The organism is Nocardia sp. NPDC057272, from assembly GCF_042668615.1.
Taxonomy (GTDB): domain Bacteria; phylum Actinomycetota; class Actinomycetes; order Mycobacteriales; family Mycobacteriaceae; genus Nocardia.
In genome coordinates, this window is record NZ_JBHUYK010000007.1 from 93286 (window position 1) to 108163 (window position 14878).

Here is a 14878-nt window from a genome sequence, read left to right on the forward strand (position 1 = left end):
CACCTCACGATGTCACGCCACCGGATCGAGCAGTTAGCCGCGGATCATGTTGCGCAGCACGTACTGCAGGATGCCGCCGTTGCGGTAGTAGTCGGCCTCACCGGGGGTGTCGATGCGCACGACCGCGTCGAACTCGGTGACCTTGCCGTCTTCCGCGGTGGCGGTGACCTTGACGGTCTTGGGGGTGACACCCTCGTTGAGGGCGGTGATCCCCGCGATGTCGAAGGTCTCGGTGCCGGTCAGGCCCAGCGACGCGGCCGACTGGCCGGCCGGGAACTGCAGCGGCACAACGCCCATGCCGATCAGGTTGGAGCGGTGGATGCGCTCGAACGACTCGGTGATGACGGCCTTCACGCCCAGCAGGCTGGTGCCCTTGGCGGCCCAGTCACGCGAGGAGCCCGAACCGTATTCCTTGCCACCGAGCACGACCAGCGGGATGCCCGCGGCCTGGTAGTTCTGCGAGGCGTCGTAGATGAACGCCTGCGGGCCACCGTCCTGGGTGAAGTCGCGGGTGTAACCACCCGAGACATCGTCGAGCAGCTGGTTGCGCAGCCGGATGTTGGCGAACGTGCCACGGATCATGACCTCGTGGTTACCGCGACGCGAGCCCAGCGAGTTGTAGTCCTTGCGGGCCACACCGTTGGCGTCGAGGTACTGCGCGGCCGGGGTGCCGGGCTTGATCGGGCCCGCCGGGGAGATGTGGTCGGTGGTGACCGAGTCGCCCAGCAGCGCCAGCACGCGAGCGCCGGAGATGTCGGTGACGGGGGACGGGTCCATCGACATGCCGTCGAAGTACGGCGCCTTGCGCACGTAGGTCGACTTCTCGTCCCACGCGAAGGTGTCGCCCTCCGGGGTCGCCAGACCCTGCCAGCGCTTGTCACCATCGAAGATGGTGGCGTAGGAGTTGCGGAACATGTCCTGGCTGATCGACGTCTTGATGGTGTCGTCGATCTCCTGGGCGGACGGCCAGATGTCCTTCAGGAAGACATCGTTGCCGTCGGTGTCCTGACCCAGCGCGTCGGTCTCGAAGTCGAAGTCCATCGTGCCCGCGAGCGCGTACGCGATGACCAGCGGCGGGGAGGCCAGGTAGTTCATCTTCACGTCGGGGGAGATGCGACCCTCGAAGTTGCGGTTACCCGAGAGCACCGCGGTGACCGAGAGGTCGTTGTCGTTGATCGCGGCCGAGATCGCCTCGGGCAGCGGACCGGTGTTGCCGATGCAGGTGGTGCAGCCGTAGCCACCGACGAAGAAGCCCAGCTTCTCCAGGTAGGGCCACAGACCGGCCTTCTCGTAGTAGTCGGTGACGACCTGCGAACCCGGCGCCATGTTGGTCTTCACCCACGGCTTGGTCGCGAGACCCTTCTCCACCGCGTTGCGGGCGAGCAGGGCGGCGCCGAGCATGACCGACGGGTTGGAGGTGTTGGTGCAGGAGGTGATACCCGCGACGACTACCGCGCCGTGATCGAGGACGAACTTGTTGCCGTCCTCGCCGACGACCTCGATCGGCTTGGACGGACGACCCTTGGCACCGTTGGCCGCCGAGTGCGCGGGGGTGTAGGTGTCGTCGGCGGCGGACGCGGACACAGCGGTCGAGTCCGAGGCCGGGAAGGACTCGTCGACACCCTCGTCCAGCGCGGTGAGCTCACCTTCGCCGACGTAGTTGACGATGTCGGAGCGGAACGCGCTCTTGGAGTCGCTGAGCAGGATGCGGTCCTGGGGACGCTTCGGGCCCGCGATCGAGGGCACGACGCTGCCGAGATCGAGCTCGAGGTACTCCGAGTACACCGGCTCGCGCTCGGGGTCGTGCCACATGCCCTGTTCCTTGGCGTACGCCTCGACGAGCGCGAGCTGCTCGTCGCTGCGGCCGGTCAGGCGCAGGTAGTTGATGGTCTCTTCGTCGATCGGGAAGATCGCGGCGGTGGAACCGAACTCGGGGCTCATGTTGCCCAGGGTGGCGCGGTTGGCGAGGGGGACCTCGGAGACGCCCTTGCCGTAGAACTCGACGAACTTGCCGACGACGCCGTGCTTGCGCAGCTGCTCGGTGACGGTGAGCACCACGTCGGTGGCGGTGACGCCCGGCTTGATCTCACCGGTCAGCTTGAAGCCGACCACGCGCGGGATCAGCATGGAGACCGGCTGGCCCAGCATCGCGGCCTCGGCCTCGATGCCGCCGACGCCCCAGCCCAGCACACCGAGGCCGTTGACCATGGTGGTGTGCGAGTCGGTGCCGACACAGGTGTCGGGGTAGGCCTGGCCGTTGCGGACCATGACCGTGGGGGCCAGGTACTCGATGTTGACCTGGTGGACGATGCCCATGCCCGGGGGGACGACCTTGAAGTCGTCGAAGGCGCCCTGGCCCCAGCGCAGGAACTGGTAACGCTCGCCGTTGCGCTCGTACTCGAGGTCGACGTTGCGCTCCAGCGCGTCGGCGCGGCCGAAGACGTCGAGGATCACCGAGTGGTCGATGACCATGTCGGCGGGCGAGAGCGGGTTGACCTTGCTCGGGTCGCCACCGAGGACGGTGACGGCCTCACGCATGGTGGCCAGGTCGACGATGCAGGGCACGCCGGTGAAGTCCTGCATGATCACGCGCGCGGGGGTGAACTGGATCTCGACGCTCGGCTGTGCCGAGGGGTCCCAGTTCGCGATCTCGCGGATGTGATCGGCGGTGATGTTCGCGCCGTCCTCGGTGCGCAGCAGGTTTTCTGCCAGCACCTTCAGGGCGTAGGGCAGCTTCTCGGTGCCGGGAACAGCCGAGAGACGGAAGATCTCGTAGGAGTTGCTTCCGACCTCGAGCGTGCCCTTGGCGCCGAAGGTATCAATCTTCGTCACGTCAGCTCCACTCATGTGTGAGGGTGTGCCGCCGGCGGGGCTGTGCCGGCGACTCGCGTCTTCGGAGGGGGTATCCGGCACCGTGAGATGCCTGTTTCCTCGCCGTACGATCCTAACAGTACGCTTGTCCTATGAAATACGCGGGGGCCGTCGGTGGTGCCGCGCAGGCGTAGCCGGGCGCCGAGTCGCGTACTGTGCCTGACGAGCGAAGTCGGGGAAGACGCAGTGACGCTCACCTTGGCAGTGTTGGACGCCCGTCGCGACACCGGCGATCGTGGCTCGACAGACCGGATGGAAGATGACCACTTTTGCGCCGATGGCGGCCGAACTGCCGCCGAACACCGTGCTGAGCAGCGTCGCGTCCGACCTCGCCGACAATCACGTCGCGGCCCCCAAGGGTCAGGATCAGGAGAAACTGGCGGCGATCGTCGCGCAGGCGCGATCCGAGGGGATCCCGCTCAGCGTCGTCATCGTTCCCGGTAATCCCGGCCACGACTCGAGCCTACGTGACCTGGCCACCGAGGTCGGCGAGAACACCCACGGCACTGTCGCCGTGTTCAGCGACGACTGGCTGGGCACCTACAGCGACACCATCAGCCGGGTGCGGCTGGAATGGGCCGAGGACGCGGCCAAGTACAAGGGCAACCACCCCGAAGAGGCCGTGCAGGCCTTCGTCGACCGGCTCGAGCAGCCGGAGGGCGTTTCCTGGGGCGCCATCACCACGGTGTTGCTGACGCTGATGGTGCTCGTGATCGCCGGGCTGTACCTGGTGAAGGTTCGCCGCGGTCCCGAGGTGGACGCACCAGTGGCCCCCACGTCCTCGCGCGTCGATGCGGGTTCCACCAACTAACCGGTTTCACTGCAGTCACATTTCCGGACCAGCGGTCTGTTTTCTGGGGTAGAAAGCTGTCCTTCGTCAGGCTAATTCCGAGCAATCTATGAATTGATGCCGCGCCCCACTGTGACGGATGTTTCCTTTGAGAACTATGTGTCGTACGGTTGCGATGAACGCGATCGTGAATGCAGTGGTACAGGGGGCATTGGTCGACTCTTGTGGTCGGTGTTTCGGCTGATGCGCCGGTGGCGTATGTCGAGTCGAGATACTCGGAGGTGCCGTGCGCAGTGCGGGCAGGCAGGACGAACCAGGTCTATTACGAATAGCGATCGGTTTGCTGGCGGTGGTGGCAGTGCTGCTCGCCGCGGGACCGGTCGCTGCTGTGCCACCCCCTCCACCCAATCCGTCCGACGGTGAGATCGCCGGGGCGGGCGCCCAAGTCGACGCGCGGGTCAGTGAGATCGGCGTGCTGATCAATCGCGTCGCCGCGGCCGATCAGCAGTTACGCGAACTCGACGACCAGCTCGCGGGCAAACGGGAAGCGGTCAACCAGGCACTCGTCGACCTGCAGACCGCGCGCGACGCCGCCGACGCGGCCGCGGCCGCCGTTACCGACAGCCAGACCCAGCTGGCCGACGCGGGCGTGAAAGTCGGTGCGGCACGCCAGGATTTCGATCAGGTCGCCACCCAGGCGTACGTGCGTCCCGCCAACAGTTCGGTCGTCACCTACCTCGCCTCCTCGACCCCCGACGCCGCGATGGATCGCGCGCAGGTACTCGGCATGGTGTCGAAGAACCAGCGACAGGTCCTGGACGGCTTGCGCCGCGCCCAGGTCGCCCAGGCCAACCAGAACTCCGCCGCGCGGCAGGCCAAGACCGACGCCGACAACGCCGCCGCCGGGGCTGAGCAGAAGCGCGACGCCGCCCAAGCCGCGGTGAACATCGCGAAATCCGAATTCGACACCCAGGCCGTGGCTCGCGACAACCTGCGTCGCGACCGCAGCGCGGCCCAGTCCGCCCTCGACGTCGCCCGCTCGACCGTCGCCGGGCTGCAGAGCCAGCGCGAGATCTTCCTGGCCTGGGACGACCAACGCGAAGCCGAGGTGATGGCCCTGCTGGCCGCCGCCAACGCCGCCGCCTCGCGCGCCGCCGCCGACAAGGCCGCGCGCGACCGCGCCGCCCAGCTCAACGAGGGCCAGCGCCCGCACACCGACCTCGAGTCGACCCCGGCCTCCCCGCGCCGAACCAAGCCGCGACCCTCGCAACCGCAGGTCACCGGTTCGGCCGCGATCGAAACGGTGGTCGACCGCGCGATGTCGCAACTCGGCGTCACCTATGCCTGGGGCGGCGGCGACGAGGACGGTCCCACCCTCGGCATCCGCGACGGCGGCACCGGCGACGCCCACGGTGACTTCAACAAGGTCGGCTTCGACTGCTCGGGCCTGATGCTCTACGCCTTCGCCGGCATCGGCGTGTCGCTGCCGCACTACAGCGGCTACCAGTACAACGCGGGCACCCGGGTCGACGTCGAGGACCGCGAACGCGGCGACATGCTGTTCTGGGGTCCCGGCGGCAGCGCCCACGTGGCGATGTATCTGGGCAACGGCAAGATGATCGAGGCCCCTGAATCCGGGGATGTCGTGAAGATTTCCCCGGTCCGCGAAGACGGCATCATGCCGTACGCGGTCCGCATCGTCACCGACTGAGCGGCCATCGCCGCTGGTAGGGCCGCGATCGATGCAGCTTGCGCCACATTCGCCGCCGCGCGTGAGCGGTGTCACGAGCATGACGAATCCCCGTCTAGTACTGGCCGGTTGCGGCGCACCGGGCGATTCAATGGAATAGTTGGTGCCGCACGCACAGGACCAAAGCGAAAGCGGGGATGTTGGTGACTTCGACGGAAGGTGTGAGCGGGCCGAAGCTGGCGAAGGACGCCGGTACGGCCACGCCGAGCACCCTGGAGCGTGACGTCCAGACTCTCGAGAAGGCGATCTACGAGGTCAAGCGGGTTATCGTCGGTCAGGACCGGCTCGTCGAGCGTTTGCTCGTGGGCGTTCTGGCGCGCGGACACGTGTTGCTCGAAGGTGTGCCGGGCGTCGCGAAGACTCTTGCGGTGGAAACCTTCGCCAAGGTCGTCGGCGGCTCGTTCTCCCGGGTGCAGTTCACCCCGGACCTGGTGCCGACCGACCTCATCGGTACCCGCATCTACCGGCAGGGCCGCGAGGAATTCGACACCGAGCTCGGCCCGGTCGTCGCGAACTTCGTGCTCGCCGACGAGATCAACCGCGCGCCCGCCAAGGTGCAGTCGGCACTGCTCGAGGTGATGGCCGAGCGCAAGCTGTCGATCGGCGGCAAGACCTACCCGATGCCCGATCCGTTCCTGGTCATGGCCACCCAGAACCCGATCGAGAGCGAGGGCGTGTACCCGCTGCCCGAGGCGCAGCGCGACCGCTTCCTGTTCAAGGTCGTCGTGGACTACCCCTCGGTCGAGGAAGAGCGCGAGATCATCTACCGGATGGGTGTGAGCGCGCCCGAGCCGAACCAGATCCTCGACCCCGAGGACATCATCCGCCTGCAGAAGGTGGCCGCCAACGTCTTCGTGCACCACGCGCTCGTCGACTACGTGGTCCGCGTGATCACCGCGACCCGCACGCCCGCCGACTTCGGCATGGACGATGTGGCCAGCTGGATCTCCTACGGCGCGTCCCCCCGCGCGAGCCTGGGCATCATCGCCGCGGCGCGCTCGGTCGCGCTGATCCGTGGCCGCGACTACGTGGTTCCGCAGGATGTCGTCGAGGTCATCCCGGACGTGCTGCGTCACCGTCTGGTGCTGTCGTACGACGCACTGGCCGACGAGGTTTCGCCCGAGGACGTCATCAAGCGCGTGCTCCAGACGGTCGGCCTGCCACAGGTCGCCCCGCAGGCCAACGGCCAGGCCGCACAGCAGCAGCCGCCGGTGCCCCAGCCGCCCCAGCAGCAGCCTGTGCCGCAGGCGGTGAACGGGCAGCAGTCCCAGCCCGCCGGCTCCGTCGCGCCCCAGTGAGTGCGCCGGAACCCGTTGTCCGCGTGCCCGTGTCGTCTCACGCTCCGCCGTCGTTCCGTGCCGGTGAACTGACCGACCCGAAGCTGGCCGCCGCGCTCAAGACCCTCGAGTTGACCGTGCGGCGCCGCCTCGACGGCGTGCTGCACGGCGACCACCAGGGGCTGATCCCCGGACCGGGTTCGGAACCGGGGGAGGCACGGCTGTACCAGCCGGGCGACGATGTGCGGCAGATGGATTGGTCGGTCACCGCCCGCACCACCCATCCGCATGTGCGGCAGATGATCGCCGACCGCGAGCTCGAGACATGGCTCGTCGTCGACCTGTCGTCGAGCCTGGACTTCGGCACCGGCCGGGTACACAAACGCGATCTGGCGATCGCGGCGGCCGCGGCGATCACCCACCTCACCTCCGGGGGCGGCAACCGGATCGGCGCGGTCGTCGCGACCGGTCAGGATCTGGTACGCATCCCCGCGCGCAGCGGACGCATGCACGCCCAGACCCTGCTGCGCGGCATCGCCACCACCCCGCACGCCCGCGACGGCGTGCGCGGCGATCTCAAGGCCGGAATCGAATCGCTGCGCCGTCCGCAACGCAAACGCGGTCTGGCCGTGGTGATCAGCGACTTCCTCGGTGACGTCGACTGGCAGCGCTCCCTGCGCGCGATCTCCGCCCGCCACGACCTGCTCGCCGTGGAAGTGCTCGACCCCCTCGATGTCGCGCTGCCCGACGGCGGCGACGTGGTGCTGCACGATCCCGAATCGGGCCGCACCCGCGAGTTCAGCGTCACTCCCACGCTGCGCGCCGATTTCGCGGCCGCGGCCCGAGCCCAGCGTGAGCAGGTGGCGCAGGCGCTGCGCAGCTGCGGGGCGCCGGTGCTCACCCTGCAGACCGATCGGGACTGGATCGCCGACGTGGTCCGGTTCGTGTCCACCCGGCGCCACAGCCTCGGCGCCCCGAGCGGGCGGGTGCCTCGCCAGTGAGTATTTCGCATTTCACGGCCGTCGTCTGGCTCGGTTTCCTCGCGGTCGTCGCCCTGCTCGTGCTCGGTTACGTGCTCGTGCAGCGCGCCCGGCACAAGCGGATGCTGCAGTTCGGCAACATGGCCATCCTGGAGCGGGTCGCCCCGTCGCGACCGAGCCCGATGCGCCATGTCCCGATCGCGTTGATCCTGGCGGGCCTGGTCCTGCTGACGATCGCCGCGGCCGGTCCGACCGCCGTGCAGAAGGTGCCGCGTAACCGCGCGACTGTTGTTCTGGTGATGGATGTTTCGCTGTCGATGGAAGCCACCGACGTGGAGCCGAACAGGTTGCAGGTCGCGCAGAAGGCAGGCAAGGATTTCGTCGACGGTCTGACGCCCGGTATCAACCTCGGTTTCGTCACGTTCGCGGGCACGGCCTCGGTGATGGTGTCGCCGACGACCAACCGCGAGGCGGTCAAGCACTCGATCGACAACATCAAGCTGGCCGAGCGCACCGCCACCGGCGAGGGCGTCCTCACGGCCCTGCAGTCCATCGACACCCTGGCCGCCGTCCTCGGTGGCGCCGAGACGCCACCGCCCGCGCGGGTGGTGCTGATGTCGGACGGCAAGCAGACCGTGCCCGACGACAAGGACGTCGACAACCCGCGGCACGGTTTCACCGCCGCGCGCCTGGCCAAGAACAAGGGCATCCCGGTCTCGACGATCTCCTTCGGCACCGAATGGGGCACGGTCGAGATCCCGGACTCCGACGGCAAGGGTTCACAGCGGGTGAAGGTGCCGGTCGACAACGACTCGCTGCGCGAGATCGCCGAGCTGTCCGGCGGCGACTTCTACACCGCGTCGTCGCTGGCCGAACTCACCGCGGTCTACGACACCCTCGAGGAACAGATCGGCTACGAGACCACGCGCGGCGATGCGAGCAGGCCGTGGCTGCTGTTCGGCATGCTGGCCATCGCGGCGGGAGTCGTGGTCAGTTTGCTCTATCGTCAACGCCTGCCCTAGCTCCCACCGCCCCGCGTTGTGAGCTGTCGCAACGGCGCGACCCTGACGCGGGGCGCACGAATCGGAACAGATAGGTTGGACCCTATGTCGAACGTCACATCCCGGTCGGTCCTGGTCACCGGCGGTAACCGCGGTATCGGTCTCGCGGTCGCGCAGCGTCTGCAGGCCGACGGCCACAAGGTCGCCGTCACCCATCGCGGATCGGGGGTGCCCGAGGGGCTGTTCGGTGTGAAATGCGATGTCACCGACAGTGATTCGGTCGATCGTGCGTTCACCGAGGTCGAGGAGCACCAGGGTCCGGTCGAGGTGCTGGTCGCCAATGCGGGCATCACCGACGACACCCTGCTGATGCGCATGACCGAGGACCAGTTCACGAAGGTCATCGACGCCAACCTGACCGGCGCCTTCCGGTGCGCCAAGCGCGCCAACCGCAACATGCTGCGGGGTCGCTGGGGCCGACTGATCTTCCTCGGTTCCGTGGTCGGCCTGAGCGGTCAGGCCGGACAGATCAACTACGCCTCCTCGAAGGCCGGCGTCATCGGTATGGCCCGCTCGATCAGTCGTGAGCTGGGTTCGCGCTCGATCACCGCCAACGTGGTCGCGCCCGGTTTCATCGAGACCGATATGACCAAGGATCTGCCCGATGATCTGAAGGACATGGCGAAGAAGTTCATTCCGCTGCAGCGACTCGGCCAGCCGGAAGACATCGCCGCCGTCGTCAGCTTCCTCGCCTCCGAGGACTCCCGCTATGTCACCGGCGCGGTCATCCCGGTCGACGGCGGCATGGGCATGGGTCACTGATCCGCTAACGGATCGCCCCGCGCCACCGACAAGGTGGCGGCAACCATACTGATTTCAGGAGAACCGAAAACTCATGGGCGGACTGCTCGAAGGCAAGACCATCCTGGTCACCGGCATCATCACCGATTCGTCGATCGCGTTCCACGCGGCCGCGATCGCGCAGGAGCAGGGCGCGAGGGTGATCATCACCGGTATTCCCGACCGACTGCGGCTCATCGACCGCATCGCCAAGCGGCTGCCGCAGGAAGTGCCGCCTGCCATCGGCCTCGACGTGACCAACGAAGAGGACCTGGCCGCGCTCACCGAGAAGCTGCGTGAGCTGGCCCCCGAGGGCATCGACGGCGCGCTGCACTCCATCGCGTTCGCGCCGCGTTCGATCATGGGCCCCGGCTCCCTGCCGTTCCTCGAGGGCCCCGGCCCCGATGTCGCCAAGTCGTTCGAGATCTCCGCGTGGAGCTACGCCTCGCTCGCGCGCGCCGTGCTCCCCGTCATGAACGAGGGCGGCTCGCTGGTCGGCATGGACTTCGATCCGCGCGTGGCCATGCCGTACTACAACTGGATGGGCGTGTCCAAGGCGGCGCTGGAGTCGGTGAACCGCTATGTGGCGCGTGAGGTCGGTGCGGCCAAGAAGGTGCGCTCCAACCTGATCGCCGCGGGCCCGATCAAGACCCTCGCGGCCAAGGCCATCGCGGGCACCGCGACCGACGATGCCAAGCAGCTCGTCCAGCTCGACCAGTACTGGGACGGCGCGTCGCCGATCGGCTGGGACGGCAACGATCCGCGCGCGGTCGGCAAGTCGATCGTGGCGCTGCTCTCGGATTGGCTGCCCGCCACCACCGGCTCGATCATCTATGTCGACGGCGGCGCCAGCCACAATATGTGGTTCCCGGAGAACATGTCCCTGAGCTGATGCCGGACGCCCTGCTGCTGCTGTCCTTCGGTGGTCCCGAGGGCCCCGAGGACGTGATCCCCTTTCTGGAGAACGTCACTCGGGGCCGTGGGGTGCCCCCCGAACGGCTCGCCGAGGTCGCGCAGCACTACCTGCATTTCGGCGGGGTCTCGCCGATCAACGCGTTGAATCAGCAGATCATCGCGGCGCTGGAGGCCGACCTCGCCGATGCCGGGCTGGATCTGCCGGTCTATTTCGGCAATCGCAACTGGCATCCCATGGTCGAGGACACGGTCGCGCGGATGGCCGCCGACGGTGTGCGCTCGGCACTGGTCTTCCCGACGTCGGCATGGGGTGGGTATTCCGGTTGCCGCCAGTACGACGAAGACATCACCCGTGCCCGCACGGCGGTCGGTGCCGGTGCCCCGGAGCTGGTGAAACTGCGCCAGTACTTCGATCATCCACTACTGATCGAGTCGTTCGCCGACGCGATCACCGCTGCGGTGCAACAGATTCCGGCCGAGCGCCGCGACGGAGTGCGCCTGGTCTTCACGGCGCACTCCATCCCGGTCTCGGCCGACCTGTCGGCGGGTCCGCCGGCCGACGGTGGCCGCCTCTACAGCAGGCAGGTCGCCGAAGCCGCCCGATTGTGTGCCGCGGCAACCGGTTTCGCCGAGTACGACGTGGTGTGGCAGTCGCGCTCGGGGTCGCCGCAGATACCGTGGCTCGAACCCGACATCGTCGACCACCTGGATGTGCTGCACGGCAAGGGCATCGACGCCGTGGTGGTGTGCCCGGTCGGTTTCGTCTCCGATCATCTCGAGGTGATCTGGGACCTCGACAACGAAGCGTCGACCCGCGCCGCCGAGCTCGGCATGGCCTTCGCCCGGGCGGGGACGCCCGGCACCGATCCGCGGTTCTCCCGGATGATCGTCGAACTGATCGCCGAACGCGTGAGCGCCGGTCCGGTGCGTGAACTCGGGACGGTCCCCGGGTACGGCTGCACCGTCGACGGAGCCCTGTGCGCCCTCGGTTGCTGCGAACCGCCCGCGCACCCGGTCCGGCGCTGAACACAACCGGATAACCATTCACCGGTAGTCCCCGGTTCGAGGAGTAGCCTTTTCACAGTTGCGCTCGACTGATCGGAGGATTTCCGATGATTTCGACCACGCCGCGCCGCGCCGCCGGGTTCGCCCTGGTGCTGACCGCCGCCGCGCTCGGTCTCACCGGCTGTGGCGGGGACTCCGGCTACCAGACCCAGCCCCCGCAGCCCACCGAGCCCACGATCTCGCAGGCATCCGTCGAGGAATTGTGCGGCATCCTCGACGGACAGAAGGGGACGTGGAAGGCGCTGGGCCCGCGCGTCGCGCGGGTGGCGTTCACCGGCGCGATGAAGCTGTGGACGGTCAACGACACCGTCGCCAACGCCGCGATCGCCTACAACCGCCACATCGTCGACACCGTCACCATCCGCACCTGCCCGCAGGTCCGCGACGCGACGCTCAGGTCGCTCGATGTGCCCGACCTCAAAGTCGCCCTCGGCGGATTCTGAACTGGCACTTCCCCCTTCGGCGCATCCCTGCGTTAGCATCGCCGCAGACCTTCGCCCGAAGGTCGGGTGATGCTACGGGGAGGGCCCGATGAACCATGCCGAGATGACGCTGACCGCACTGGCTCGGGGAGGTGGTCTTCTCACCGGCGACGGCATTCTCGCGGGCGATGCGGAGTCGGTGCTGGCCCGTCGTGGGGGCGGTAGCAGCGTCAGCGTCGGTGGTGGCGGGATCCCGGAGTGGGTCTGGTACGTGATCATCGGCGTTGTCGTGCTGATCGTGCTGGTCGTGCTGATCCGCACGTTCAGTGGTTCCTCCGATCAGGCTGCGCCACAACAGATGCCGCCACAGCACATGGCACATCAGCAGATGGCGCCGCAGCCGTACCCGGCGCAATATCAGCAGCCGTATCCGCAGCAGCACCCGTCCGGCCCCGGCTACCCGCAGGCGCAGTACCCGCCGCAGTATCCGCAGGGTCAGTACCCGCAGCCGTATCCGCAACAGCAGCCGATGCCGTATCCGCAGCAGCAGCCGTATCCGCAGCAGATGCCGTATCCACACCAGCCGCAGTACCAGCAGCCCTACCGACACTGACGGATCGGCTCCGGCGTGGCCACCGGACTCGGTGACTACGCCTTGCGTCCCGAATGCGGAAGGTCAGCCGTCGCGGCGGGCAGCGGCGTGGACCGCGACGAGCCGGGCCTCGCGGATCGTGTTCCACAGCGGCCGCAGCAGGGATTCGTGCGCCCCGAGTGCGGTGGCCGAGGTGGGTGAGGACGCCGGCTCGTGCTGAGCGACGGTGAGGATCGCGGCCACATGATCGGCGGTATCGAGAATTCGCTTGGCGCGCAACGGGATCGAGTCGGGATAGGCGTGGCGCGCATAGGCCGCGAGCTGGGCCTCGATCTGTTCACGCGGATCGTCGTCGCCGTTGCCGACCGAGGTGGTGTGCAGTTGCATCAGGGCGTCGGCGGCGTCGCGCACCGATTCGCGCATGGTGTACTCGGCCTCGCCGAGCGACATGTCGTGACCCGCGATACGCGGCAGATCGACGCCGTAGACGGTCCACTGCAGGGTGTCGTCGTCGTCCCACTGCGGGATCAGGCCGGTGCCGGGCTCGCCGGGAACGCCGAGCAGCAGGCCCTCCTCGGCGTCGATCGCGTCGGCGGCGAACGCGGTGCCGACCGGCAGCCCGCGGACGTCACCCGGTGCGGGCAGAACCAGGCGTAGCTGCGCCCCGGCCGGAGCCATCGCCTCGCGGATCACCTTGAGCAGCGGCATGGCGCCGTTGCCCGCAGCGCCGCGCGAGGTCCACGGCAGGTCCGTGCGTCCGCCGGTGACCGGGTCGCCCGCCGCGATGGTATGGCGCGACGCCCAGGCGTGCAGTGCCTCCAGCACGTCGTCGGGCGCGCTGGTACCGGCCAGCCAGGAGCCGGCCCACAGCGTCAGCGTGGCACTGGGAGAGCACATAATCATCGAGCATAAAGGTTCGCCTGCGATCGCGTGCGCGCACCGAGGTGGTCGATGGTGCCTACGCGGGTCATCGATTTCGGCGCGAGGACCCGCCTGACCTGCTGTGCGTTCACTCCGGCTCGGTCACGAAGTCGATGAGCCGCTCGACGGCGCCGATGAGTGGGGCTTCCAGATCCCGGAACGAGCCGACCGCATCGTAGACACGGCGCCAGCCCTGCTGCGGTGTTCCCCAGCCGAGGCGCGCGCAGATTCCGGTCTTCCAGTCCTCGCCGCGCGGCACTGTCGGCCAGGCGTCGATGCCGAGCGCGGCGGGGCGAACGGCCTGCCAGACATCGATGTAGGGATGGCCGGTCACCAGCACGTGCGGGCCGAGGCCGGTGGTCAGGTGCGTCTCCTTCGAGCCGGTCACCAGATGGTCGACGAGTACCCCTACCCGCGCGTCACGGCCGGGTTCGAACTCGGTGAGCCGGGCGCCGAGATTGTCGAGGCCCTCGAGGTGTTCGACGACCACGCCCTCCACCCGCAGGTCGTGGCCCCACACCCGTTCGACGAGCGCCGCGTCGTGCACGCCTTCCACCCAGATCCGGCTGGTCCGCGCGACTCTTGCCCGCAGGCCCTCGACGCGGGTGGACCCCGAGGCCGACCGTGCCGGCTGTTTCGGCGCGGTCGTGGTGGGCTTGGTCAGCGTGACCGGCTTCCCGTCGATCAGGAACGCGGCCTCGCGCATCGCGAACAACCGCACCGTCCCGCGCGCGTCCTCGAGCTTCACGAACTCGCCGTCGTAGCTGCGATCGAAACCGACTACGGCACCACAGAATCCGCTCGCCGCGTCCTCCACCACCAGGTCGCGTTCGGCACTCACTGCCGGCACCGGCTTCTTCTTGGTCCGATCGTGTCCGGAATAGATGTCGCCGTAGCTGTCTCGTGCACTCACGCCCCCGAAACTACCGCGCGCAGAACAGAGTGCGCCGCACCGCCGCACCGGGACCGGCGATCACACGAGCCCGCCCGCAAACCGGTCATCGGGGCTAGGCTGGCAGGGTGGCCGCAATAGTCTGGCTGATCGCGGGCATCGTTCTCGCGGCGGCGGAAATGCTCACCGGGGATCTCATGCTGCTCACGCTGGGCGTGGCCGCACTCGGCACGGCGGGCGTCAGCGCCGCCACCGACCTACCGGTGTGGGGCGACGCGCTGGTGTTCGCCGCGATGGCCGGTGTGCTGTTCCTCGGGGTGCGCCCGCTGTTGCGCCGCAAGTTCGGTACCCCGCCGCCCACGCCGACGAATGCCGATGCGCTGCCGGGGAAGTCGGCGCTGGTGCTCGAGCAGGTCGCGGAGTATTCGGGTCAGGTCAAGCTCGGTGGCGAGGTCTGGACCGCGCGTCCGCTCGACCCGAGTGAAGTGTACGAAGCCGGTGTGACTGTCTATGTGATGAAGATCGATGGCGCGACCGCCGTCGTCTGGAAGGGTCCCTAGCA

At 68.1% G+C, this 14878-nt stretch carries 14 protein-coding genes; 11 read left to right on the plus strand and 3 right to left on the minus strand.

Annotated elements, in window-relative coordinates:
- Nucleotides 1-33 precede the first annotated feature (33 nt).
- Entirely contained in the window at nucleotides 34-2847 is a 2814-nt protein-coding gene (gene acnA, locus ACFULV_RS13000; RefSeq protein WP_378656119.1) for an aconitate hydratase AcnA, read from the minus strand.
- A gap of 283 nt (nucleotides 2848-3130) precedes the next feature.
- On the opposite strand from acnA, the gene ACFULV_RS13005 reads away from it, so the two are divergent.
- The 10 genes from ACFULV_RS13005 (at nucleotide 3131) to ACFULV_RS13050 (ending at nucleotide 12524) form a co-directional block, all read left to right on the plus strand.
- Nucleotides 3131-3682, plus strand: coding sequence for a DUF6676 family protein (locus tag ACFULV_RS13005; RefSeq protein WP_378656121.1), 552 nt, complete (start codon nucleotides 3131-3133; stop codon nucleotides 3680-3682).
- A gap of 265 nt (nucleotides 3683-3947) precedes the next feature.
- Nucleotides 3948-5372, plus strand: a complete 1425-nt coding sequence (locus ACFULV_RS13010; RefSeq protein ID WP_378627162.1) for an NlpC/P60 family protein — start codon at nucleotides 3948-3950, stop codon at nucleotides 5370-5372.
- A gap of 176 nt (nucleotides 5373-5548) precedes the next feature.
- Nucleotides 5549-6709 (plus strand): AAA family ATPase, encoded by a 1161-nt coding sequence (locus tag ACFULV_RS13015; RefSeq protein WP_378627163.1) that lies wholly within the window; start codon nucleotides 5549-5551, stop codon nucleotides 6707-6709.
- A gap of 23 nt (nucleotides 6710-6732) precedes the next feature.
- On the plus strand, nucleotides 6733-7689 hold the full coding sequence (locus tag ACFULV_RS13020) for a DUF58 domain-containing protein (protein WP_378627164.1): 957 nt from the start codon (nucleotides 6733-6735) through the stop codon (nucleotides 7687-7689).
- Nucleotides 7686-8690 carry a VWA domain-containing protein gene (locus ACFULV_RS13025; protein WP_056810311.1) on the plus strand — a complete coding sequence of 335 codons (1005 nt, stop codon included), beginning with the start codon at nucleotides 7686-7688 and terminating at the stop codon, nucleotides 8688-8690. Before ACFULV_RS13020 ends, ACFULV_RS13025 begins: the two co-directional genes overlap by 4 nt.
- A gap of 84 nt (nucleotides 8691-8774) precedes the next feature.
- Nucleotides 8775-9491 carry a 3-oxoacyl-ACP reductase FabG1 gene (gene fabG1, locus ACFULV_RS13030; RefSeq protein ID WP_378656124.1) on the plus strand — a complete coding sequence of 239 codons (717 nt, stop codon included), beginning with the start codon at nucleotides 8775-8777 and terminating at the stop codon, nucleotides 9489-9491.
- Nucleotides 9492-9564: 73 nt separating this feature from the next.
- Nucleotides 9565-10401 (plus strand): NADH-dependent enoyl-ACP reductase InhA, encoded by an 837-nt coding sequence (gene inhA / locus ACFULV_RS13035; RefSeq protein ID WP_358181927.1) that lies wholly within the window; start codon nucleotides 9565-9567, stop codon nucleotides 10399-10401.
- Complete coding sequence (locus ACFULV_RS13040; protein ID WP_378656126.1) at nucleotides 10401-11450, plus strand: ferrochelatase; 1050 nt, start codon at nucleotides 10401-10403, stop codon at nucleotides 11448-11450. Before inhA ends, ACFULV_RS13040 begins: the two co-directional genes overlap by 1 nt.
- Before the next feature lie 86 nt (nucleotides 11451-11536).
- Nucleotides 11537-11932, plus strand: a complete 396-nt coding sequence (locus tag ACFULV_RS13045; RefSeq protein WP_378627168.1) for a hypothetical protein — start codon at nucleotides 11537-11539, stop codon at nucleotides 11930-11932.
- Between the two features lie 88 nt (nucleotides 11933-12020).
- Nucleotides 12021-12524 carry a hypothetical protein gene (locus tag ACFULV_RS13050; protein WP_378656129.1) on the plus strand — a complete coding sequence of 168 codons (504 nt, stop codon included), beginning with the start codon at nucleotides 12021-12023 and terminating at the stop codon, nucleotides 12522-12524.
- 63 nt (nucleotides 12525-12587) lie between these two features.
- Here ACFULV_RS13050 and ACFULV_RS13055 read toward each other — a convergent pair whose 3' ends face one another.
- Entirely contained in the window at nucleotides 12588-13400 is an 813-nt protein-coding gene (locus ACFULV_RS13055) for a hypothetical protein (RefSeq protein WP_378656131.1), read from the minus strand.
- A gap of 112 nt (nucleotides 13401-13512) precedes the next feature.
- Nucleotides 13513-14337 (minus strand): DUF3097 domain-containing protein, encoded by an 825-nt coding sequence (locus ACFULV_RS13060; protein ID WP_378656134.1) that lies wholly within the window; start codon nucleotides 14335-14337, stop codon nucleotides 13513-13515.
- A 107-nt stretch (nucleotides 14338-14444) separates the two neighbouring features.
- On the opposite strand from ACFULV_RS13060, the gene ACFULV_RS13065 reads away from it, so the two are divergent.
- A complete protein-coding gene (locus ACFULV_RS13065) occupies nucleotides 14445-14876 on the plus strand; it encodes an NfeD family protein (protein ID WP_378627172.1) in 432 nt (143 codons plus the stop codon).
- The last annotated feature ends 2 nt before the right edge of the window (nucleotides 14877-14878 follow it).